Source organism: Methylobacterium sp. P1-11 (assembly GCF_008329595.1).
In the GTDB taxonomy this organism is placed as follows: domain Bacteria; phylum Pseudomonadota; class Alphaproteobacteria; order Rhizobiales; family Beijerinckiaceae; genus Methylobacterium.
This window is the reverse complement of the sequence record NZ_NPKS01000049.1, coordinates 14,385-33,406: the sequence shown is the minus strand read 5'-3', so window position 1 is coordinate 33,406 and position 19,022 is coordinate 14,385. Positions and strand designations below refer to the sequence as shown.

The window sequence follows — 19,022 nt, the reverse complement described above, 5'->3', positions numbered from 1 at the left end:
GATCACGCTGGTGATCCTGGTCGGTCTGTTCCTGGTCCAGCACAAGGGCGTGGCTGCCATCGGCCGGGTGTTCGGACCCGTCATGCTCGTCTGGTTCGCCGTCCTCGTCCTGCTGGCGCTTCCCGCCATCCTGCGCGCGCCGGAGATCGTGGCGGCGGCCAATCCCTGGCGGGCGGTGGATTTCCTGCTCCATGCCGGCTGGCACGTGAGTTTCCTGATGCTGGGCGCGGCCTTCCTTGCGGTGACCGGCGGCGAGGCGATGTATGCCGATCTGGGCCATTTCGGCGCCCCGGCGATCCGGTTCGCGTGGTTCGGCCTCGTCCTGCCCGCGCTGCTGATCCACTATTGCGGCCAGGGCGCGCTGATCATCGCCGAGCCGAGCGCGATCGAGAACCCGTTCTACAGGCTCGCGCCCGACTGGGCCCATTACCCGCTGGTGGCGCTCGCCACGATGGCCACCGTCATCGCTTCGCAGGCGGTGATCTCGGGCGTGTACTCGCTGACCCAGCAATCGATACAGCTCGGCTTCATGCCGATGATGCGGGTTGTCCACACCGATCAGGACGAGCGCGGCCAGATCTACGTGCCCGGCGTGAACTGGCTGCTCGCGGCCGCGACGCTCACCGCCGTCGTGGTGTTCGGCTCGTCCGACGCGCTCGCCGGCGCCTACGGCATCGCGGTCTCGGCCCTGATGGGCATCACCACGCTGCTCGCCGCTTTGATCGCCCTGCGTTGGGGCTACAACCCGATCCTGGTCTTGGCGGTGAACGGCTTCTTCCTCGCCATCGATGCCGTGTTCTTCGCCGCCAACAGCGTGAAGCTCTTCGAGGGCGGCTGGTTTCCGCTGCTGCTCGCGGCCGCGGTCGCCTTCCTGATGCTGACCTGGATGAAGGGTAATCAAGTTCTCGAATCCGTCCGCCAGACCATGCGCATGTCCGAGGCGACCTTCCTCGGCAGCCTCGCCTCGCACCCGCCGGTGACGCTGCCCGGCACCGCGGCCTTCCTCACCGCCGCCACCGAGGGCATCCCGATGGCGCTCGGCCGTCTGCTGGAGCGCAGCCGCTGCCTGCACGAGCGGATCCTGCTGATCACCGTGGTCTACGAGGAGGAGCCGGTGATTCCCGCGACCGAGCGGGCGCAGGTGACCCTGGTCGCGCAGGGCATCCGCAAGGCGATCTCGAAATACACGCCGGGCATGGAGCGCGTGGTCCTGCGCTACGGGTTCATGCAGACCGCCTCGATCCCGGAGGGGCTGCAATGCGCCGTGGCCAGTGGCCTGCTGCCGCCGGAATACCTCGAGGACATGACCTACTTCGTCGGCCACGAGGTGGTGATCCCGTCGCCGACCCATCCCGGTATGGCCCTCTGGCGGGAAGGCCTGTTCGCTTTCATGAAGCGCAACGCCGAGCGCACCGGAGCTCATTTCTGCCTGCCGACCCGCCAGATCGTCGAGGTGGGGACCGAGATCGAGATTTGAACCCGGTGACCGGCGCCGCGCCGCCCTGTTCCGCTGCGCCGCTGCGCGACGAGACCTGTTCTGGGTCCCGGGTCGCACTCTGCTGGTGCCGCATGCGCCCCGGAAGGGCTCGTGGACGATCAACCCGCACTCCGTTCCCGGACAGGCGCCGCGAAGCGGCACCTTCTGAGGATAATCCCATGCGGGCGGCCGGCTGCCGTAATGGCGCTGCCATGCCCGACAGCACATTGAAAACGGCCGCGTTCGCAAGCATATCGCCACCGCGTTTTTCCCCACAGCGGAGGCATCACCCGTGAGCGAGACGATCGAGCGGCACGAGTTCGGGGCGGAGGTAGGCCGGCTCCTCGACCTCGTCGTGCACGCGCTCTATTCCGACCGCGAGATCTTCCTGCGCGAACTCGTGGCCAACGCCGCCGACGCCATGGACCGGCGGCGGTTCGAGGCCCTGACCTCGGCGGCGAGCGCCCTGCCGCCGGACGCCAAGGTCCGCATCGCGCCCGACAAGGAGGCGCGGACGCTCACCGTCTCGGATGCCGGCATCGGCATGAGCAAGGAGGATCTCGCCGCCAACCTCGGCACCATTGCGCGCTCCGGCACGCGGGCCTTCTCGCAGACGCTGGAATCCGCCAAGGCCGAGGATCGGCCGAGCCTGATCGGCCAGTTCGGCGTCGGCTTCTACTCGGCCTTCATGGTCGCCGACCGCGTCACCGTCACGTCGCGCCGGGCCGGCAGCGACGAGGCCTGGACCTGGGCGTCTGAGGGGCAGGGCAGCTACACGCTGGAGCCCGCGACGCGGTCTGAGCCCGGCACCGACATCGTGCTGCACCTCAAGGCGGATGCCGACGAGTATCTGGAGCCCTACCGCCTGGACCATCTCGTGCGGAAATGGGCCGACTTCATCACCGTTCCGATCGCGGTCGTGCGCGACGGCAAGGACGAGTCGGCCAATCAGGGCACGGCTCTCTGGCGCAAGGCGAAGTCCGAGGTCACCGAGGAGCAGTACGAGGAATTCTACCACTCCATCGGCATGAACTTCGACAAGCCCTGGGCGACGCTGCACTGGCGCGCCGAGGGGCAGCTGGAGTTCTCCGCGCTGCTGTTCGTGCCGGGCTCAAAGCCGTTCCAGGCACTCGACAATGAGCGGCAGAGCAAGGTCCGGCTGCACGTGCGGCGGATGTTCATCACCGACGAGGCGGAGCTGCTCCCGCCCTGGCTGCGCTTCGTTCAGGGTGTGGTCGACACCGAGGACCTGCCGCTCAACGTCTCCCGCGAGATGCTGCAATCGACGCCGGCGCTCGCGCGGATCCGCCGGGCCGTGACCGGCCGCGTCGTGTCCGAACTCGCCACCCGCGCCAAGGACGCCGAAGGCTACCAGCCCTTCTGGGAGAGTTTCGGTCCCGTCCTGAAGGAGGGCATCTACGAGGATTTCGAGCGCCGGGGCGAGATCGCGCCGCTGCTGCGCTTCCGCTCCTCGGCGGTCGAGGGCTGGACCTCGCTGGCCGACTACGTGTCCCGGATGAAGGCCGGCCAGGAGGCGATCTACTACCTCGTCGCCGACGATGCCGAGGCGCTGAAATCGTCGCCGCAGCTCGAGGGGTTCAAGGCCCGCGGCCTCGAAGTGCTGCTGCTCTCCGATCACGTCGACGCCTTCTGGCCGGACCAGCTCGGTACCTTCGAGGAGAAGCCGCTCCGCTCGATCACGAAGGGCGGCCTCGACCTGTCGAAGTTCGCTCTGGAGGGCGAGCAGCCAGAGGCGCCCGAGGGCCTGGATGCGTTCGTGGCCGCCGTGAAGGCGGCTCTGGGCGGCGAGGTCTCGGACGTGCGCACCACCGACCGGCTGGTTGATTCGGCGGTCGTTCTCTCGGCGGGGACCGGCGGGCCCGACCTGCAGATGCAGCGGCTGATGCGCCGGGCTGGGCGCGCCGGCGCCGGCCAGCCGGTGCTGGAGATCAATCCCCGCCACGCGCTGATTCGGGCGCTCGCCGCCGCGCCCGAATCAGAGGTTCCGCAGGCCGCCGGCACGCTGCTCGACCTTGCCCGCATCCAGGACGGGGACAGCCCCCGCGATCCGGCCGCCTTCGCCCGGACCGTTGCGGCGGCCCTGGCGGCCGCGCGGGGCGCGTAGCACTACGCAGACACGTGCCGCGCGCCGCCGGGAATCTGCGTGCGGCGTGTGTCTCCACACACATCCGCGCCCGACGATTGCGGGTTCGGTTGATCATTCGGAAACGGTCAAGCCATAACTTCGCCATTGGTCGGGATCATTGCCCGGCCGATGGCGCGGGCGCGGTGGGGGCCGCAGGCGTCTGAGCCGAACCCTCTCGCGCGCGCCAGGCGCGCCTCACGGACGCTGCATGAACCCGGTCGAGGCTGAAGCCGGCAACGGACAGGCGGTCGCGGCGGCGCGGACCCGGGCCCACGCCCGGGCGTATCGCCACAGCGGACGCGTGCGCACCCTGCGCCGCCTGATTCCGGTGGTCGCCGGGGGCTCGGTGGCGCTGCTGCTGGGCTACCTGTTCAATCCTTTCGCGGCCCAGCTGCCGGGCGTGTCGGTCGGCCCGGTGACGCTGGCGGGCTCGAAGGTCCGGATGGAGAACCCGCGGCTCGCGGGGTTCCGCCAGGGTACGCGCGGCTACGAGGTGACGGCCGACGCCGCCCTGCAGGACGTCCGCAAGCCGAGCCAGATCGAGCTGCAGCAGATGCGCGGCCACATCGCCACCGACGATCAGGGCGGCGTCGCCCGTCTCTCGGCGGCGTCGGGCCTGTTCGATACGGCCCGCGAGGCGCTCGACCTGAAGGACGACATCCGGATCTGGACCGACAAGGGCGAGGAGGCACGCCTGCGCTCGGCCGCCGTGGCGTTCAAGACCGGCTCCATCAGCTCGCAGGAGCCCGTCACCGTCTCGAGCCCTCGGGCCACGGTGAACGCCGAGACCCTCGACGTGGTCGAGAACGGCAAGCGGATCTCCTTCGTGGGCAAGGTCCATGTCGTGATCGTCAACGAGGATCAGGCGGAGAAGCCGCAGGCCCGCATCCTGACCTCGGACGCCGAAGCTGCGGGCGGTGCGCGATGAGAGTCGCCCGTCTCCTCTGCGCCGCCCTCGCGACCGGGCTGGTTCTCGCCGGACCGGCGCTCGCCGAGAAGCCGGCGCGGAAGGACTCGCCCTTCGGCAATATCGGCGGCGGCGGCAAGGATCCGATCAAGATCGACGCCGACCGGCTCGACGTGTTCGACCGGGAGAACAAGGCGGTCTTCGCCGGCAACGTCGTGGCCGTGCAGGGCGACAGCACGATCCGCTGCTCGACCATGACGGTCACCTACAAGCGCGGCAAGGATGCCCCCGGCAAGGGGCCCAAGACTGAGGCCCGGAGCGACGCGAGGGACGAGGGCGCCGACGCGGCGCCGCGGAATCCCGCCGAGAACGGCATCCAGAAGGTCGATTGCGCCGGCCCGGTGACGGTGGTGCAGAAGGACCAGGTCGCCACCGGCGACCATGCGGTGTTCGACCAGGACGCCAAGCGCATCGTGCTGACCGGCAACGTCGTCCTGAGCCAGTGCCAGAACGTCACCCGCGGCCAGCGGCTCGTCTACGACATGAACACGGGTCGGGCGAACATGGACCCGGTCGCGGGCGGGCGCGTCTCGGCCCTGTTCGTACCCGGCGAGAAGTCCGACGCCAAGGACGGCAAGGCGAAGGGCTGCACCCAGCCGCCGAAGCCGAAGGCGCAGGTCGATTGAGCGGCGCCGTGGCGTTCCAGGCCGGCCCGCAGGACCCGGTGGGCCGCACCAGCTGGCTCGGCCGGCTGTTCGGCCGGCGCGCGCGGCAGCCCGAGGCCGCCGAGGCCGACGGCTGGTCCGCGGCCGAGGAGGGCGGCCTCGGCATCCTCAGCGTGCGCGGCCTGCGCAAGAGCTACGGCGCCCGCACGGTCGTCCACGAGGCCGGGCTCACCGTGCGCACCGGCGAGGCCGTGGGCCTGCTCGGTCCGAACGGCGCCGGCAAGACCACGATCTTCTACATGATCACCGGGCTGGTGGCGGCCGATCGCGGCCACATCACCCTGGACGGCCTGCCGATCACGCACCTGCCCATGTACCAGCGGGCGCGGCTCGGGATCGGCTACCTGCCGCAGGAGGCGTCGATCTTCCGCGGGCTCACCGTCGAGGACAACATCCGCGCGGTGCTGGAGGTGGTCGAGCCCGACCGCAAGGCGCGGGCGCGCAAGCTCGACTCGCTGCTGGAGGAATTCGACATCGCGCGCCTGCGCAAGGCGCCCTCGATCGCACTCTCGGGCGGCGAGCGACGACGCTGCGAGATCGCCCGGGCGCTCGCCTCCTCGCCGACCTTCATGCTCCTGGACGAGCCCTTCGCGGGCATCGACCCGATCGCGGTAGGCGACATCCAGGATCTGGTGAAGCACCTGAAGCAGCGCGGCATCGGCGTGCTGATCACAGACCATAACGTGCGCGAGACGCTGGGCCTGATCGACCGCGCCTATATCGCCCATTCCGGCCGCATCCTCACCGAGGGCACGCCCGAGGAGATCGTGGCGAACCCGGATGCGCGGCGGCTCTATCTCGGCGAGGATTTCCGGCTCTAGGCCGGGCTCCACCTGCGCCGCGCGCTGACGGGGCGGAGCCCGCTGCGCCTCACCCCTTCCAGTTCTTGAGCGCCGCGAAGGGGCTGTCCGACCCCGCCGGCTTCTCCGGGTTCAGCACCTGCTCAACTTGTGCGATCGCATCCGTCATCGAGAAGGCCGAGCCGCTCTGAAGCCGGCCGCCGGCCGCGTCGCGGTGGCCGCCGCCGCGGAACAGGCGGGCGCCGTCGAGCGCCGTGCCGTCGTTGGACCGGAACGACAGGTTCCCCATCCGCTGGACGTTGACCACGCGCTTGGCCCGGCCCGCATCCATGATCAGGTCGGAGACCCGCTGGAACGTGCCCGAATCGAGGGCGAAGGACAGGAGCGTGCCGTCCTTCAGCGGGCGGAACAGGGACTCCGAGCGGGCAAGCGCCCGGGCGAGGCGCATGCGCGTGGTCAAGGCCGGATCGTCGTCCGGCGCGTCGCGCAGCAGGGTGTCCACCACGCCGGTGCGGATCACCGAGGCGCGGCGCTCCAGCTCGGCCGGGCTCGCGCCGTCCCGCAGGGCAGCGGCGGCCGCGAGGAGGATGTCGGACACGAATCTGTCGTGCCAGGAATGGCCGACCGGCACGTAGCTCGACACGACTTCCCAGAACAGCTCGTCCAGGGCGAGCCCGCCCCGGAAGGCCGGGCTCTCCTTGCGCCAGAGATCGACGGCATCGACCGCGCTCAGGAGACTCGACAGGTCGGTTTCGGGCTCGCTTGTGGCGAACAGGGCCCGGTGGTCGAAGGTCATCCGCGTCGCGCAGATGTCGTCCTCGATCAGCACCGCGATCTCGGGATCGCCCAGGTCGACCCGGTGGAGGGCCGGCCGCGCCGCGTCGGGGGCCGGCTCAAGGCCCAGGCGGCGCAACTGGTCGAGGGACGAGGTGTGGTGGTCGAGGACCACGAGACGGTGCTTCTGCCCGTCTTCGCGGCGCCGGTTCATCGCGGCGAACTTCTTCAGGCCCGCGATGGTCTGCTCCTCCAGGCCGAGGTCGGTCATCAGCAGGATCTCGCGCTCCGCCGCGCGGCCGAGGCGCTTGATCTCGTCCTCTAAGACCGGGCCGACGTCGCTGTAGCGGGGCACGTGGACGACGCGCTCGACCGTCGCGCAGGTGGCGGCGACCGTGGAGGCTCCGTAGCCGTCGAGGTCGTGGTGGGTGATCTGGATCAGGCGCAACGGTCCGAACTCGAAGGGTGGCGGAGCGGCCGGTCTACGACGCCCGGCGGCGGGAGGCGAGGGGCGATGGCCCTTCCGTCCGGCGGCGATCGGTGCAGTATGGTGCAGGGCCGCCACGAGTCGCGAAGGACCGGCCGGCCACGGAGACCCCCAAGGGGCCCGTCATTCGGGAGGACACGATGGCCTTGACCGCAACGCCGCGCGTGCGCCGCATCCAGACGATCTCGCTCGCCCTGCTCGTGACGGCGGGCGTCGTCAACTACGTCGACCGGGCCACCCTGGCGGTGGCCAGCCCGCTGATCCGCGAGGATCTCGGCCTCTCGATCCCCGACATGGGATTGCTGCTCTCGGCCTTTCTCTGGGCCTATGCCTTCGCGCAACTGCCTGCCGGCGCCCTCGCGGACCGGCTCGGCCCGCGCCTGACGCTGACGCTGGGCCTGACCTGCTGGTCGTTCGGCCAGATGCTGGGCGGCGCGGTGACGTCGTTCTGGCAGTTCGTGAGCGCGCGGATCGTGCTCGGGATCGGCGAGGCGCCGCATTTCCCGACCTGCGCCCGGGTGTCGCGCGACTGGTTCAACATCCGCCAGCGCGGCACCGCCACAGGGATCTGGAACTGCGCCTCGTCGCTCGGCACCTTCCTGGCCCTGCCCCTGCTCACCTTCCTGATGGTGAGCTTCGGCTGGCGGGCGATGTTCGTGATCATGGGCGGGGCCGGCCTGGTGCTCGCCGCGGTCGTCTATCTGGTCTTCCGCAATCCGCGCGAGACCGACCTGACCCCGGGGGAGCGCGCCTTCCTCGCGGAGGGCGATGCCCCGAATGCCAGCCGCCCGGTCACCTGGAGCTCGTGGCGCCGGCTGTTCGGCTTCCGCACGAGCTGGGGGATGATCGTCGGCTATTTCGGCTGCATCTACATGACCTGGCTCTACACCGCGTGGCTGCCGAGCTACCTGGAAATCGAGCGGCATTTCACCCTGCAGAAGACCGGCCTCGTCGGCTCGATCCCCTTCGCCTTCGGCGTGATGGGCGGGATCCTGGGGGGGCGGGTGGTGGACATGCTGGTGCGCCGGGGCGTCGACCCGATCCGCAGCCGCAAGATCCCGATGGTCGGTTCGCTGGTGGCGACCGCGGCCTTCACGGTGGTGGCCGCCCTGACGCCGAGCGACACGCTCGCCATCGCCTGCATCTCGGCCTCGCTGTTCCTGGTCTACCTGAGTTCGTCGTCGGCTTGGGCGATGGCCTCCGTGGCGGCACCGGCCAATTGCACCGCCTCCCTCGGCGCGATGCAGAATTTCGGCGGCTATATCGGGGGCGCCCTGGCACCGACCGTGACGGGCTTCATCGTCGGCGGCACGGGGCATTTCTCGATGGCGTTCATCACCGGTGCGGTCATCGCGCTCATCGCGGCCCTCGGCTACTGGACCCTGATCCAGGAGCCGATCGCCGACGAGGTGCTGACCGATCGCGCGATCGGTGGTCTCAGGATGGCGGAATAGCCCCGGCCGGTGAAAGGCCGCCCGGTCTCGGCGATCGGGACGGGATGCACGCCTCCCGATAGGGGATGATCCCCCCTTCAGCGCCGCGAGCCCGTCGCGTGCGCTGCCGGGGCGCCGTATCGCGACCTCGCTGTTCACGGTCTGCGCGCGCCTGGAAACCATGTCGGTCGGGTTCGTGCCTCCGGCCGGTCCGTGGATGCATCCTTCGGACCACCTATGGTTTCATCGCCGATCCGGCGCTCGCGCCGCGGACGCGTCGGACCGGGCCACGGCAGGCCCGACATGCGTGCCGTCGACCGAAATCTGTAGAAAATCCGTTGCTTGCTCGGATTTATAAACGTGATTTATAGTTCGAAGGTCTGGAGCCGCGCGGACCGCGGTCGAGAGTTTGGCCGTGCAGTGCCGGGCGGCAATCTCCATTCCGTCGGAGGCGCATCACATGTCGGGCGTGAGGCCGGATCTCTTCGCCCGCCTGCACGACGACCTTGAGACTGGCTTCCGGGAAGACCTCGAGGAGGCGGTGATCGATCCGGCGCGCTGGCCCGATCTGGCCGAGCGCACCGTGCGAGCGTCCGGCAGTGAGGGAGCCCTGCTCCTGCGGTCCGACCGGACCAGCCTCGAATCCCTCTGCACCGCCTCGCTCGCCGATGCCTCGCGCCGCTACTTCGACGAGGGCTGGCACCGCGAGGACCATCGTCTCCGCGGCATCCCGTTCATGCGGACGCGCGGGATCGCGGTGGATCAGGATTTCACGACGCAAGAAGAGATCGCGCGCCTGCCCTTCTACCAGGATCTGCTCGCGTCCCGCGGCCTGCGCTGGTTTGCCGGCATCGGCTTTGCCGTGAAGGGGCGGCTCTGGTGCCTCTCTCTGCAGCGGACCGTCGAGCAGGGGCCGTATGAGCCGCATGAGCAGCGGCGCCTCGCGACCCTGTCGCCGCTTCTGCAGCGCGCGGCTCTGCTGACCGCGATGGTCGAGCGGGCCCGCCTGGCGGGCCTGACGCAGGCTTTCGAGCTGATCGATCGTGCCGCCCTGATTCTCGATGCGGAGGGGCGGGCACTCCGCTGGAACGACGCCTTCGGTACCCTCCTCGGTCGCGGCCTGAAGCTCGCGGGCGGCCGCCTCACCGCCGAGGATCCGGAGGCGGCCCGGCAGCTGGAAGCCCTGGCACGGCCCTTCGGTCGCCCGCCGATCTCCGCCATCGTGGCGGCGCGACGGGGCGGTCCGCCGATCGTGATCCATGTCGTGCCGCTGGTCGGGCCGAGCCGCGGCTTGTTCGCGGGTGCGAGCACGCTGCTCCTCGGGAGCGTTCCCGGGACCCCGCCGGCGCCGACCTCCGCGATCCTCCAGGCGGCGTATCGGCTGACGCCCGCGGAAGCGCGCCTTGCCCAGGCCCTGTCCGGCGGGACCTCGCTGGCGGAGGCCGCATCGCGGTTCGCGATCACGGCGGCGACCGCGCGCTCGCAGCTGAAGGCGATTTTCGCCAAGACCGGGGCGACACGCCAAGTGGACCTCGTGCGACTTGTTGCCGGGCTCGCCCGCTGACGGCACGCATCACCGGACGCGGCTTGAGGCGCTCTCCGGTTCCGGCCGTTCAGCGGAACGGGTCGGGCCGCGCGGCCGTTGCTGCAGGAACGACAGGAGAAATCTCGATGACGAATCGGATCGCACTCGTTTCCGCCCTGGCCATCGCGGGTCTGCTCACCGGCGCGCCGGCGGAGGCGAAGGGCTGTCTCAAGGGTGCCGTGGTCGGCGGCGTCGCCGGGCACGTCGCCGGGCATGGAAAGATGGGCGCCGCCGCGGGCTGCGCCATCGGACACCACAACGCCAACAAGAAGCCCAAGCAGGGCTGACCCCATCCGCGGCCGTCTCCTTCGTCGGCATCGCGTCACGACCTGACGGTGATCGTGGGATCGCCGTTTGCGCCACCGAAGCCGGATTTCCGCAGGGAATCCGGCTTCGTCGCGTTCGGGCATCACCCGTTGCAGAGTTCGAGACCGGACGCCGAGTCCCCTTCGCTCCCGCTGCGACCGTGTGACGGCGGTTGGCGCATCCACGAGACCCCCTGTACCGGCGCCTCATCGCGTCCGACGCATCCTCCAGCCATCCGTTCTCCACCGGCTCGGGCCTGCCGCGGCGCAAGCTCCGCGCAAGCTTTCCGTTGACCCTTCATTAGATTTATTCTAATTAACAAGTGTGGAGGGGGCTCCGCTGAGACAGCCCCGCCACCCCAAGACAGCCGATGGAGAACCCCGATGGCCGGTACCGCGAACGCCGCTTGCGAGAGCTGCCGCTTCTTCGACGATCACAAGCTCAACGGCGCCCAGGCGCAGGGTGATGAGGGCCTCTGCCGCTTCAATCCCCCGGTCAGCCAGCCAGCACCCGAGTCCAAGGGCCTCTGGCCGGTCGTCGCGTCGAAGGATTGGTGCGGCCACTTCACCGCCGAAATGACGGCCGCCGAGTAATCCACTCCTTTTCGATCTTCCGGGATCTGCGCCCGACGCCGGTCCCGCCGCCGTTTCACGGTCCGCCGCACGCGGGGGCCACGCCGCCCGACGCGCTACGGGCCCGTTGCCGGAACGACGCGGCTTCGCCTAACCTGCGGCCGTGACAGACGTGATACGCCCGGCCAACGAGGCCGATCTCCCCGCCATCGCGGCGATCTACGGCGACGCCGTCGTTTCCGGCACGGCCAGCTTCGAGACGGAGCCGCCGTCCCTCACCGAGATGACGCGCCGCTACGATGTCCTGCGCGCAGGCGGCTTTCCGTATCTCGTCGCCGACCGTGGCGGCGCGGTCGCGGGCTACGCCTATGCCGGCCCCTATCACCAGCGCGCCGCCTACCGCTCGACTCTCGAGGATTCGATCTACGTCGCCCGTTCGGCCCGCGGCGGCGGGCTCGGGCGGTCCCTGCTGACGGCGCTGATCACCGCGAGCGAGCAGATCGATTGCCGGTCGCTCGTGGCCATCATCGCCGAGAGCGGCTCTCCCGCCTCGATCGCGCTGCACCGGAGCCTCGGTTTCACGCCGGTCGGCACCCTCGCGGCTGTCGGCTACAAGCACGGGCGCTGGCTCGACGTGACACTGATGCAGCGCGCTCTCGGGCCCGGCCGCAGCCTGCCGCCGACGCGGATCTGACCGTCAGTCCCAGTATCGCCGGGTCGATCACCATCCAAAACCCCGGCAGAGTTGTCATGATGCGGACAACTTCGCGCGGGAGAGGGCGGGCATGACGCGCACGCCGTCCGGTTCTCGGTGCGGCGCGGGCGCGATGACGCGGAGGGAGTGATCTTTCCGTGCGCGGAAGCGGTTTACGCGAGGGCGGCCGTTCAAGGCTCCATCACGACTCGCGAGGATGGGAGTTCGGTATGCGGTTTTCATCGATCGGTCGCCGGGTTGCGCCGCTCGCGATCCTGGCGCTCTCGGCACTGACGGGCGTGGCGCAGGCCGCGACGCCGACCGATCCCAGCGGTACCTATCTGACCGAGGACGGCCGCGCCCGCGTGCGCCTCGAGAAGTGCGGGACGGCCGGTGACCGGCTGTGCGGCTACGTGGTGTGGCTGAAGGTCCCGCTGAACGACAAGGGCGAGCCGCGGATCGACTTCAAGAACCCCGATCCCAAGAAGCAGGCCCGGCCGTCGCTCGGCCACCAGCTCATTCTGGGCCTGAAGCCGAACGCCGATGCCCATTACGAGGGCAAGATCTACAATTCCGAGGACGGCAAGTCCTACGACGTCACCATCTGGACGGATACGCCCGGTGAACTCACGGTGCGCGGCTGCCTGATCGCGTTCCTGTGCAAGTCGCAGACCTGGAACAAGGTGACCGATGTCGCCCCCGGGCAGCTTCCCGGCCCGACCAACGGTCCGAACGGTCCCCGCAGCGATCCGGAATATGCGGGCGGCGCCCCCAAGCCGACCGCCAAGGCCGGCGCCAAGCCGGCGCAGAAGCCGGCCGCAACCGACGCCCCCGCCAAGGAGTGAGCGGCGCCGATCGTCACTCGGCCAGGGCCGCGTAGGTGAGAACGCGCAGTTCGCGCCGGATCGGCAGAGCCGAGGACGGCACGAGCTGCGTCATGAGAACCACCGAGAGATCCTCGGCGGGATCGATCCAGAACGCCGTCGAGGCGAGGCCGCCCCAGGCGACCTCGCCGGCGGTCCCGAGGATCTGGGCGCGGGCCGGATCGAGCATCACCGAGAAGCCCAGGCCGAAGCCGATGCCCGTGTAGGAGGTCTCGGCGAAGCGCGGCGTGCCCATCGCCGCCAGATCGCCCGGCAGGTGGTTCGCCAGCATCAAGTCCACCGTCTTGCGGCCCAAAAGGCGCCTGCCGTCGAGGGTGCCCCGGTTGAGGATCATCCGGCAGAAGCGCTGGTAATCGGCGGCCGTGGAGACGAGGCCGCCGCCGCCGGACGCGATGGCGGGCGGCTGCGCGAAAGCCGTGTCCAGGGAATCGTCGAACAGGCGCAACTGCCGCGCGCGATCATACGCATAGGCCGCGCAGAAGCGCGGCATCAGCTCCGGGCGCACCGAGAAGTCGGTATCGACCATGCCGAGGGGCCCGATCACCGCCTCGCGGAGGTGGTCGGCGAACGGGCGGCCGCTCAAGGCGGCCACGTACTGGCCGAGCACGTCGGTGGCGACGCTGTAGTTCCAGGCGCTGCCGGGCTGGGCGAGGAGCGGCAGCTTCGCCACCCGGGCGGTCATGTCGGCGAGCGTGCCCTCGCGCGCCAGGAAGTCGATGCCCTGCTCGCGGTACTGCGCATCGACAAGGGTCGCCTCCATGAAGCCGTAGGTCAGCCCGGCCGTATGGGTCAGCAGATCCCGAACGGTGATCGCCCGGCGGGCCGGCTCCGTCTCGAGCTTCGCCCGGTTGCCGCCCACCGCCACCCGCATCTCGGCGAATTCGGGCAAGACCCGGGAGACCGGATCGTCGAGCTGGAATAGGCCCTGTTCGTAGAGCTGCATCACCGCCACCGAGGTGAGCGGCTTCGTCATCGAGTAGATCCGCGTCACCGTATCGAGGGTGAAGGGTATCCCCCGGGCGAGGTCGGCCTGCCCGCAGGCGCGCGCGAACGCGATGCGGCCGCGCCGCGCCACGGTGACCGACAGGCCGGCCAGCCGGCCCTCGGCGACGAGGCGGTCCATCCACGGCGCGATCCGTGCGAGACCCTCCGGGCTGAACCCGGCGCCGGTCGGATCGGTCTCGGTCAGCGCGCTCATGCGGTCTCCTGGTCGCGGGGGCCCCGAAACGTAGAAGGGGCGGGGGAGAAAATCACCAGCCCATCGTCCCGGGGCCGCCCTTGAACGGCCCGACGATGCCGGGCGTGATCCAGCCGCCGTAGAAATTCCCGGGCTGCGCCGTCACCTGGACCGCGCCGACGAAGCAGGCATCCATCGGGCCGGCGTAGAACGCGACGTAGCCGGCGATCGCGCGGAAATCCGGGGTCGGGTCCGGATAGGACCAGGCGGCGCCTGGCGCGAGTCGATCGCCGCCACGCACGTCGAACAGGAGCGCCTGTCCCTTCCACTCGCAGATCCCGCCGCGCCGCGGGTCCACGAGCGCCCCGTCCGCGATGGCATCCGGCGGCAGGTAGTAGGTCGGCGGGTGCGAGGTCTCGAGCACGCGGTACCCCGCCCCGGTCGTCGCGATCGCGACGCCCCCGAGAAGCACCCGCAATCGCTCAGTCACCGGCTCCAGCCGCGGCGGTCGTGGATAATCCCAGACGCTCTCCTCGCCGGGCCCGACCGGATCCGGAACGGGCCAAAAGGGCGATCCTCTCATGGAAAAACCTCGCGCCGTGACTGCGCGAATCCAGATAGGGCGGCTCGGCCGGCGTTTGTCGTCCGGCGCGCCCGTGCTAGCCCGTCGCCGACACTCAAGCCCGGGATCGCCCGCGATGGACATCGCCCTTTTCCTCGACTTCGACGGCACGCTCGCCGAGATCGCGCCGCGGCCTGACGCCGTGCAGGTCGAGCCCGGGCTGGTGGAGACCCTGGAGCGGCTCCGGGACCGCCTCGACGGGGCCCTCGCGATCGTGACGGGGCGGCCGGTCACGGTCATCGACGACTTCCTGGCGCCGTCCCGCCTCGACGCCGCCGGTCTGCACGGCGTCGAGTGCCGGGTCGGCGGCGCGATCACCGGAGGCCGTGCGGAGGACCATCCGGATCTGCGCGGGCAGGTGGCGCGCCTTCAGGCCGAGACCGCCGCGCTGGCTCAGGTTCTGATCGAGGACAAGGGCGCCTCGGTGGCGGTGCATTGGCGCCTGGCGAGCCCGGACGATGCCGCCCGGGCGGAGGCGCTGGTGAAGGGCGCGGCGGAGGCGCTCGGCGCCGATTACCGCCTGCAGCTCGGAAAGGCGGTCGGCGAAATCGTTCCGGCGCAGGCCACCAAGGCCCACGCGATCCGGGCCTTCATGGCGCAGGCGCCCTATGCCGGACGGACACCCGTCTTCTTCGGCGACGACCGGACCGACGAGATCGCCTTCGCGTCGGTCAACGAGGATGGCGGCGTCGCGGTTCGTGTCGGCGGCGGCGAGACCGTCGCCCGTCGCCGCCTCTCCGATCCGGCGGCCGTGCGCGATCTGCTGCGCGACTGGGCCGCTGGGGGCGCGATCGACCCCGACGCGCTGCCGCCGGCCTGAGCGGCCTCTCCGTTCGGTCGGGTGCCACCCGGCCACGCGCGCAGATCAAGGGAGACCGCGATGTCGGGTCGTTCCGTCGAGGGCTGGCCGCGCATGCTGCTGCGCCTGGAGGGCGCCTGCATCCTGGCTGCGGCCCTATGGGCCTATGGCTGGCTCGGGCAATCGTGGTGGCTCTTCGCAGCGCTGCTGTTCGCCCCCGACCTGAGCATGCTGGGCTATGCGGCCGGTCCGGTGGCCGGCGCTGTGCTCTACAACCTGATGCATACGCTGGCCCTGCCGCTGATCGGCCTGTCGCTGGCGGCCGGATTCGACCGTACCGACCTCGCGGGATTGGCGCTGATCTGGCTCGCTCATATCGGCCTTGATCGCGCGCTCGGCTACGGGCTCAAATATGCGAGCGGATTTGGCGATACGCATCTGGGCGTGATCGGCCGGGCAGACGACACGACGATCGCGCCGCATTGAGAGGCGGTCGGTACCGAATAGGACTTGCTCGCGACGGGGCGCGCGGCCGATGTATCGCCGGAGCCGCGGCGGGTGGGTGTCCCGACGGCGGCTGGTCAGACAGCAGAGGCGTGTTGCGATGTTCGAGTTTCCGGTTCTGGTCGGCGACATCGGCGGCACGAACGCCCGGTTCGGCCTCATCGAGAAGACCGGCGATCAGCCCCGCCTCCTCGCGCACGAGGCCACCGCCGACCATCCCGATCCGTCGAGCGCCATCAAGGCGTCGCTCGCGAAGGGGGGCGGCCAGGCGCCGCGGTCGGCCATCCTAGCGATTGCCGGACGGGTCGACGGGCCGGAGATCCAGCTGACGAACGCGCATTGGAAGATCGCGGGACAGCGCATCGCCGAGGATTTCGGTCTCTCTTCCGCGGTGGTCGTCAACGATTACGTGCCGGTGGCGGCCGGCGCCGCCGATATCGAGCCGCACGACCTCACGCCGGTCGGACCCTGTCCGCCCGTGCCCGGCGGCGCCCGGGTGGTGCTGGGCCCCGGGACCGGCTTCGGCGCGGCGGCGCTGGTGCCCTACGCGGCGCATCTCGCCATCGTGTCCACCGAGGTGGGCCACACCGATATCGGTCCGGCCGACGCCTTCGAGGAGAAGATCTGGCACGCGCTGGAGCGGGTCGAGGACCGCATCACCGTGGAAACGGTGCTGTCGGGACCGGGCCTGTCGCGGCTGCACGCGGCCGTGGCGCATGTCCGGACCGGGCAGCCGCACGAGAAGATCGAGCCGGCCGCGGTCACCGAGGCGGGGCTCAGGGCCACCGATCCGCACGCGGCCGAGACGCTCGAGCTGTTCGGCCGGGTGCTCGGCCGAGTCTGCGGCGATCTCGCGCTGACCTTCCTGGCGACGAGCGGCGTCTATATCGGCGGCGGCATTGCGCCCCGGATCCTCAAGGTGCTCGAGGAAAGCGGCTTCCGGGCCGCTTTCGAGAAGAAGGCGCCCTTCGCCGCCATGATGCGCAAGATCCCGACCAGCGTGATCACCGTCCATGATCCCGCCTTCCGGGGTCTGGCGGCGCTGGCGAACGAGGGCGCGAAGTTCGTCTACCACGGACAGGTGTGGCGGAAGGCGGCGTGACGGCCCGAGCCGTCATCGCGCGCAGCGAAGCAATCCAGGGCCGCGCGACATCGGCGAGCGGAGCGAGGGCTGCATCGCCCGCTCCGCCCGCATGGATGACGGCGCTCAGGCCGCCGCCAGGGGCTTCGACACCTCTTCCAGGGACTTGCCCTCCGCGGCCGTGCCCCAGATCCCGCCGACGATCGCCGCGATGAGCATCAGCGCCGCGCCGATGCCGTAGCCGAACAGCACCCAGTCGCGGGAGCCGGTCTCGACCAGGCTGCCGAACAGGAGCGGGCCCGAGACGCCGCCGATGCCGGTGCCGACCGCGTAGAAGGCCGCGATGGCCAGCGCCCGGATCTCCAGCGGGAAGGTCTCCGAGACCGTGAGATAGGCCGAACTCGCCGCCGCCGAGGCGAAGAAGAACACCACCATCCAGGCCCCGGTCTGGCCGACCGGCCCGAGCACGTCGAGGCGGAACAGCAGGCCCACGCCGGCCAGCAGCAGTGCCGAGATGCCGTAGGTGAAGGCGATCATCTTGCGCCGGCCGATCGTGTCGAACAGCCGCCCGAGCAGCAGCGGGCCGAGGAACGAGCCGAGCGCGAAAGGCAGCAGGTACCAGCCGACATGGTTGCCGGGCACGTCGTAGAAGCGCTCCAGCACCAGCGCGTAGGTGAAGAACAGGGCGTTGTAGAAGAAGGCCTGCGCGATCATCAGCGCGAGGCCGACCATCGTCGCCTTACGGCTCGTCACGAACAGCGCCTTGAACACTTCGGAGAGCGGGGTGTGGTCGCGGGTGCGGACCTTCATGCGCTTGCTCTCGTCCACCGGCGGCAGGGTCACGCCCTCGTCGGTGAAGCGCTTCTCGATGCCGGTGACGACCCGGTCGGCTTCCGCCGCGTAGCCGTGGGTCGCGAGCCAGCGCGGGCTCTCGGGGATCCAGGTGCGCAGCAGCAGGATCACGAGGCCGATCGCGCCGCCGGTGAAGAAGGCGACGCGCCAGCCCCAGGCCGGGTCGATCACCTCGGGCTTCAGCAGCACGATCGACATGAACGAGCCGAGGGCCGCGCCGATCCAGAACGAGCCGTTGATGACGAGGTTGGTCCAGCCGCGGACCCTGGCCGGGACCAGTTCCTGGATGGTCGAGTTGATCGCCGTGTACTCGCCGCCGATCCCCGCGCCCGTGAGGAAGCGGCAGACGCAGAAGCTCCAGATGTTCCACGACAGGCCGGTGGCCGCGGTGGCGACGAGGTAGAGGGCGAGCGTGATGAAGAACAGCTTCTTGCGGCCGATCCGGTCCGTGAGCCAGCCGAACCCGATGGCGCCGGTGACGGCGCCCACGAGGTAGCAGGAGGCCGCCAGCCCCACATCGAGCTCGGAGAAGGACATCGGCGGCTGGCGCAGCGCCCCCACCAGCGAGCCGGCGAGCGTGACTTCGAGCCCGTCGAGCACCCAGGTGATGCCGAGCGCCACGATCACGAGGACATGGAAGCGGCCCCAAGGCAGCCGGTCCAGACGCGCGGCGATGTCGGTGTCGATCACGCGGCCGATCTCCGCGCGTTCCGGCGTCCCGGATCCCCCCTCGACCTTGCTCGCCATGCCCGCATGTCCTCCCGATTCAAGCGTTTACCGTGCCTGGACAGCGCACATTTACCGCGACTGTAGGCAGGTGTTGGGAACCGGTTGGAAATCGATTCGGTTCGATTTCGTCTTCACGCGCGCAGCGCAGAACGGGGAGGTCCACGCGGTGCCCTTCCCATGCCCTCCTGTCCCGCCCGTTCCCGCCGGTCCTGGCCCCGGTTCGCTCTTCTGGCCGCCATGACGCTGGTCGGGCTCGCCACCGTCCCGACCGAGGGGGCGGACCGGCATCTCGAACGTCCCAAACCCCGCATCGCGCTCCAGGCGGCCGAGCGCTGGCGCCTGCGGCCGACGGAACCCGCGGTGGTGACGATGACCGGCAGCATCCGCCAGCGGCCCGAGACCGCGATCCCCGAGGAGCGCCGCAACGTCCGTCTGGTCTACCCGGCCTTGATCGAGGCACGCTGACCC

19 protein-coding genes are annotated in these 19,022 nt (G+C 70.1%); 15 read left to right on the top strand and 4 right to left on the bottom strand.

Annotation, left to right across the window (positions count from 1 at the left end; genetic code table 11):
* The 5 genes from CIW48_RS30375 to lptB form a co-directional block, all read left to right on the top strand.
* Positions 1-1,477: KUP/HAK/KT family potassium transporter (locus tag CIW48_RS30375; protein WP_149314123.1), on the top strand; the 1,477-nt coding region annotated here is incomplete at its 5' end.
* 292 nt (positions 1,478-1,769) lie between these two features.
* Positions 1,770-3,602, top strand: coding sequence for a molecular chaperone HtpG (htpG, locus tag CIW48_RS30370; protein WP_149314122.1), 1,833 nt, complete (start codon positions 1,770-1,772; stop codon positions 3,600-3,602).
* A gap of 229 nt (positions 3,603-3,831) precedes the next feature.
* The gene (gene lptC / locus CIW48_RS30365) at positions 3,832-4,551 is read left to right on the top strand and encodes an LPS export ABC transporter periplasmic protein LptC (protein ID WP_091785839.1); all 720 of its coding nucleotides are present in this window, start codon (positions 3,832-3,834) and stop codon (positions 4,549-4,551) included.
* Entirely contained in the window at positions 4,548-5,216 is a 669-nt protein-coding gene (locus CIW48_RS30360; RefSeq protein ID WP_149314121.1) for an LptA/OstA family protein, read from the top strand. The genes lptC and CIW48_RS30360 overlap by 4 nt, the downstream gene beginning before the upstream one ends.
* 65 nt (positions 5,217-5,281) lie before the next feature.
* Positions 5,282-6,076 carry an LPS export ABC transporter ATP-binding protein gene (gene lptB, locus CIW48_RS30355; protein WP_246695492.1) on the top strand — a complete coding sequence of 265 codons (795 nt, stop codon included), beginning with the start codon at positions 5,282-5,284 and terminating at the stop codon, positions 6,074-6,076.
* 49 nt (positions 6,077-6,125) lie between these two features.
* Here the strand turns inward: lptB and CIW48_RS30350 are convergent, their stop codons facing one another.
* Entirely contained in the window at positions 6,126-7,277 is a 1,152-nt protein-coding gene (locus tag CIW48_RS30350; RefSeq protein WP_149314119.1) for a dimethylmenaquinone methyltransferase, read from the bottom strand.
* Between the two features lie 179 nt (positions 7,278-7,456).
* On the opposite strand from CIW48_RS30350, the gene CIW48_RS30345 reads away from it, so the two are divergent.
* From CIW48_RS30345 to CIW48_RS30320, 6 genes are all read left to right on the top strand, one after another.
* Entirely contained in the window at positions 7,457-8,770 is a 1,314-nt protein-coding gene (locus tag CIW48_RS30345) for an MFS transporter (protein WP_149314118.1), read from the top strand.
* A 439-nt stretch (positions 8,771-9,209) separates the two neighbouring features.
* Positions 9,210-10,313: a helix-turn-helix transcriptional regulator gene (locus tag CIW48_RS30340; protein ID WP_149314117.1), complete on the top strand. Its 1,104-nt coding sequence runs from the start codon at positions 9,210-9,212 to the stop codon at positions 10,311-10,313.
* 107 nt (positions 10,314-10,420) lie between these two features.
* Positions 10,421-10,621, top strand: coding sequence for a hypothetical protein (locus tag CIW48_RS30335; protein ID WP_149314116.1), 201 nt, complete (start codon positions 10,421-10,423; stop codon positions 10,619-10,621).
* A 402-nt stretch (positions 10,622-11,023) separates the two neighbouring features.
* Positions 11,024-11,233, top strand: a complete 210-nt coding sequence (locus CIW48_RS30330) for a hypothetical protein (RefSeq protein ID WP_091785817.1) — start codon at positions 11,024-11,026, stop codon at positions 11,231-11,233.
* A 142-nt stretch (positions 11,234-11,375) separates the two neighbouring features.
* A complete protein-coding gene (locus tag CIW48_RS30325) occupies positions 11,376-11,906 on the top strand; it encodes a GNAT family N-acetyltransferase (RefSeq protein WP_149314115.1) in 531 nt (176 codons plus the stop codon).
* A 230-nt stretch (positions 11,907-12,136) separates the two neighbouring features.
* A complete protein-coding gene (locus CIW48_RS30320; protein ID WP_149314114.1) occupies positions 12,137-12,751 on the top strand; it encodes a DUF2147 domain-containing protein in 615 nt (204 codons plus the stop codon).
* A gap of 13 nt (positions 12,752-12,764) precedes the next feature.
* On the opposite strand, the gene CIW48_RS30315 is transcribed toward CIW48_RS30320, so the two are convergent.
* Both CIW48_RS30315 and CIW48_RS30310 read right to left on the bottom strand, forming a co-directional pair.
* Complete coding sequence (locus tag CIW48_RS30315; RefSeq protein WP_149314113.1) at positions 12,765-13,988, bottom strand: serine hydrolase domain-containing protein; 1,224 nt, start codon at positions 13,986-13,988, stop codon at positions 12,765-12,767.
* Positions 13,989-14,040: 52 nt separating this feature from the next.
* On the bottom strand, positions 14,041-14,550 hold the full coding sequence (locus CIW48_RS30310) for a DUF427 domain-containing protein (RefSeq protein ID WP_149314112.1): 510 nt from the start codon (positions 14,548-14,550) through the stop codon (positions 14,041-14,043).
* Positions 14,551-14,665: 115 nt separating this feature from the next.
* Here CIW48_RS30310 and otsB point away from each other — a divergent pair, with 115 nt between their 5' ends.
* The 3 genes from otsB to CIW48_RS30295 all read left to right on the top strand — a co-directional run bounded on the left by otsB (position 14,666) and on the right by CIW48_RS30295 (position 16,994).
* On the top strand, positions 14,666-15,409 hold the full coding sequence (gene otsB / locus CIW48_RS30305; RefSeq protein WP_149314111.1) for a trehalose-phosphatase: 744 nt from the start codon (positions 14,666-14,668) through the stop codon (positions 15,407-15,409).
* A gap of 60 nt (positions 15,410-15,469) precedes the next feature.
* Positions 15,470-15,874 (top strand): DUF4260 domain-containing protein, encoded by a 405-nt coding sequence (locus tag CIW48_RS30300; protein WP_149314110.1) that lies wholly within the window; start codon positions 15,470-15,472, stop codon positions 15,872-15,874.
* 118 nt (positions 15,875-15,992) lie between these two features.
* Complete coding sequence (locus CIW48_RS30295) at positions 15,993-16,994, top strand: glucokinase (protein ID WP_149314109.1); 1,002 nt, start codon at positions 15,993-15,995, stop codon at positions 16,992-16,994.
* A 105-nt stretch (positions 16,995-17,099) separates the two neighbouring features.
* On the opposite strand, the gene CIW48_RS30290 is transcribed toward CIW48_RS30295, so the two are convergent.
* On the bottom strand, positions 17,100-18,572 hold the full coding sequence (locus tag CIW48_RS30290) for an MFS transporter (protein WP_149314108.1): 1,473 nt from the start codon (positions 18,570-18,572) through the stop codon (positions 17,100-17,102).
* A gap of 159 nt (positions 18,573-18,731) precedes the next feature.
* Between CIW48_RS30290 and CIW48_RS30285 the strand changes: the two genes are divergently transcribed.
* Positions 18,732-19,019: a hypothetical protein gene (locus CIW48_RS30285; RefSeq protein ID WP_244514111.1), complete on the top strand. Its 288-nt coding sequence runs from the start codon at positions 18,732-18,734 to the stop codon at positions 19,017-19,019.
* Positions 19,020-19,022: the final 3 nt, after the last annotated feature.

Excerpts from the sequence above, each read along its gene's own strand:
- lptC (WP_091785839.1), top strand. The coding sequence starts at position 3,832 with ATGAACCCGGTCGAGGCTGAAGCCGGCAACGGACAGGCGGTCGCGGCG.
- CIW48_RS30360 (WP_149314121.1), top strand. The coding sequence starts at position 4,548 with ATGAGAGTCGCCCGTCTCCTCTGCGCCGCCCTCGCGACCGGGCTGGTT.
- CIW48_RS30345 (WP_149314118.1), top strand. The coding sequence starts at position 7,457 with ATGGCCTTGACCGCAACGCCGCGCGTGCGCCGCATCCAGACGATCTCG.
- CIW48_RS30340 (WP_149314117.1), top strand. The coding sequence starts at position 9,210 with ATGTCGGGCGTGAGGCCGGATCTCTTCGCCCGCCTGCACGACGACCTT.
- CIW48_RS30335 (WP_149314116.1), top strand. The coding sequence starts at position 10,421 with ATGACGAATCGGATCGCACTCGTTTCCGCCCTGGCCATCGCGGGTCTG.
- CIW48_RS30330 (WP_091785817.1), top strand. The coding sequence starts at position 11,024 with ATGGCCGGTACCGCGAACGCCGCTTGCGAGAGCTGCCGCTTCTTCGAC.
- CIW48_RS30320 (WP_149314114.1), top strand. The coding sequence starts at position 12,137 with ATGCGGTTTTCATCGATCGGTCGCCGGGTTGCGCCGCTCGCGATCCTG.
- CIW48_RS30315 (WP_149314113.1), bottom strand. The coding sequence starts at position 13,988 with ATGAGCGCGCTGACCGAGACCGATCCGACCGGCGCCGGGTTCAGCCCG.
- CIW48_RS30310 (WP_149314112.1), bottom strand. The coding sequence starts at position 14,550 with ATGAGAGGATCGCCCTTTTGGCCCGTTCCGGATCCGGTCGGGCCCGGC.
- otsB (WP_149314111.1), top strand. The coding sequence starts at position 14,666 with ATGGACATCGCCCTTTTCCTCGACTTCGACGGCACGCTCGCCGAGATC.
- CIW48_RS30300 (WP_149314110.1), top strand. The coding sequence starts at position 15,470 with ATGTCGGGTCGTTCCGTCGAGGGCTGGCCGCGCATGCTGCTGCGCCTG.
- CIW48_RS30295 (WP_149314109.1), top strand. The coding sequence starts at position 15,993 with ATGTTCGAGTTTCCGGTTCTGGTCGGCGACATCGGCGGCACGAACGCC.
- CIW48_RS30290 (WP_149314108.1), bottom strand. The coding sequence starts at position 18,572 with ATGGCGAGCAAGGTCGAGGGGGGATCCGGGACGCCGGAACGCGCGGAG.
- CIW48_RS30285 (WP_244514111.1), top strand. The coding sequence starts at position 18,732 with ATGCCCTCCTGTCCCGCCCGTTCCCGCCGGTCCTGGCCCCGGTTCGCT.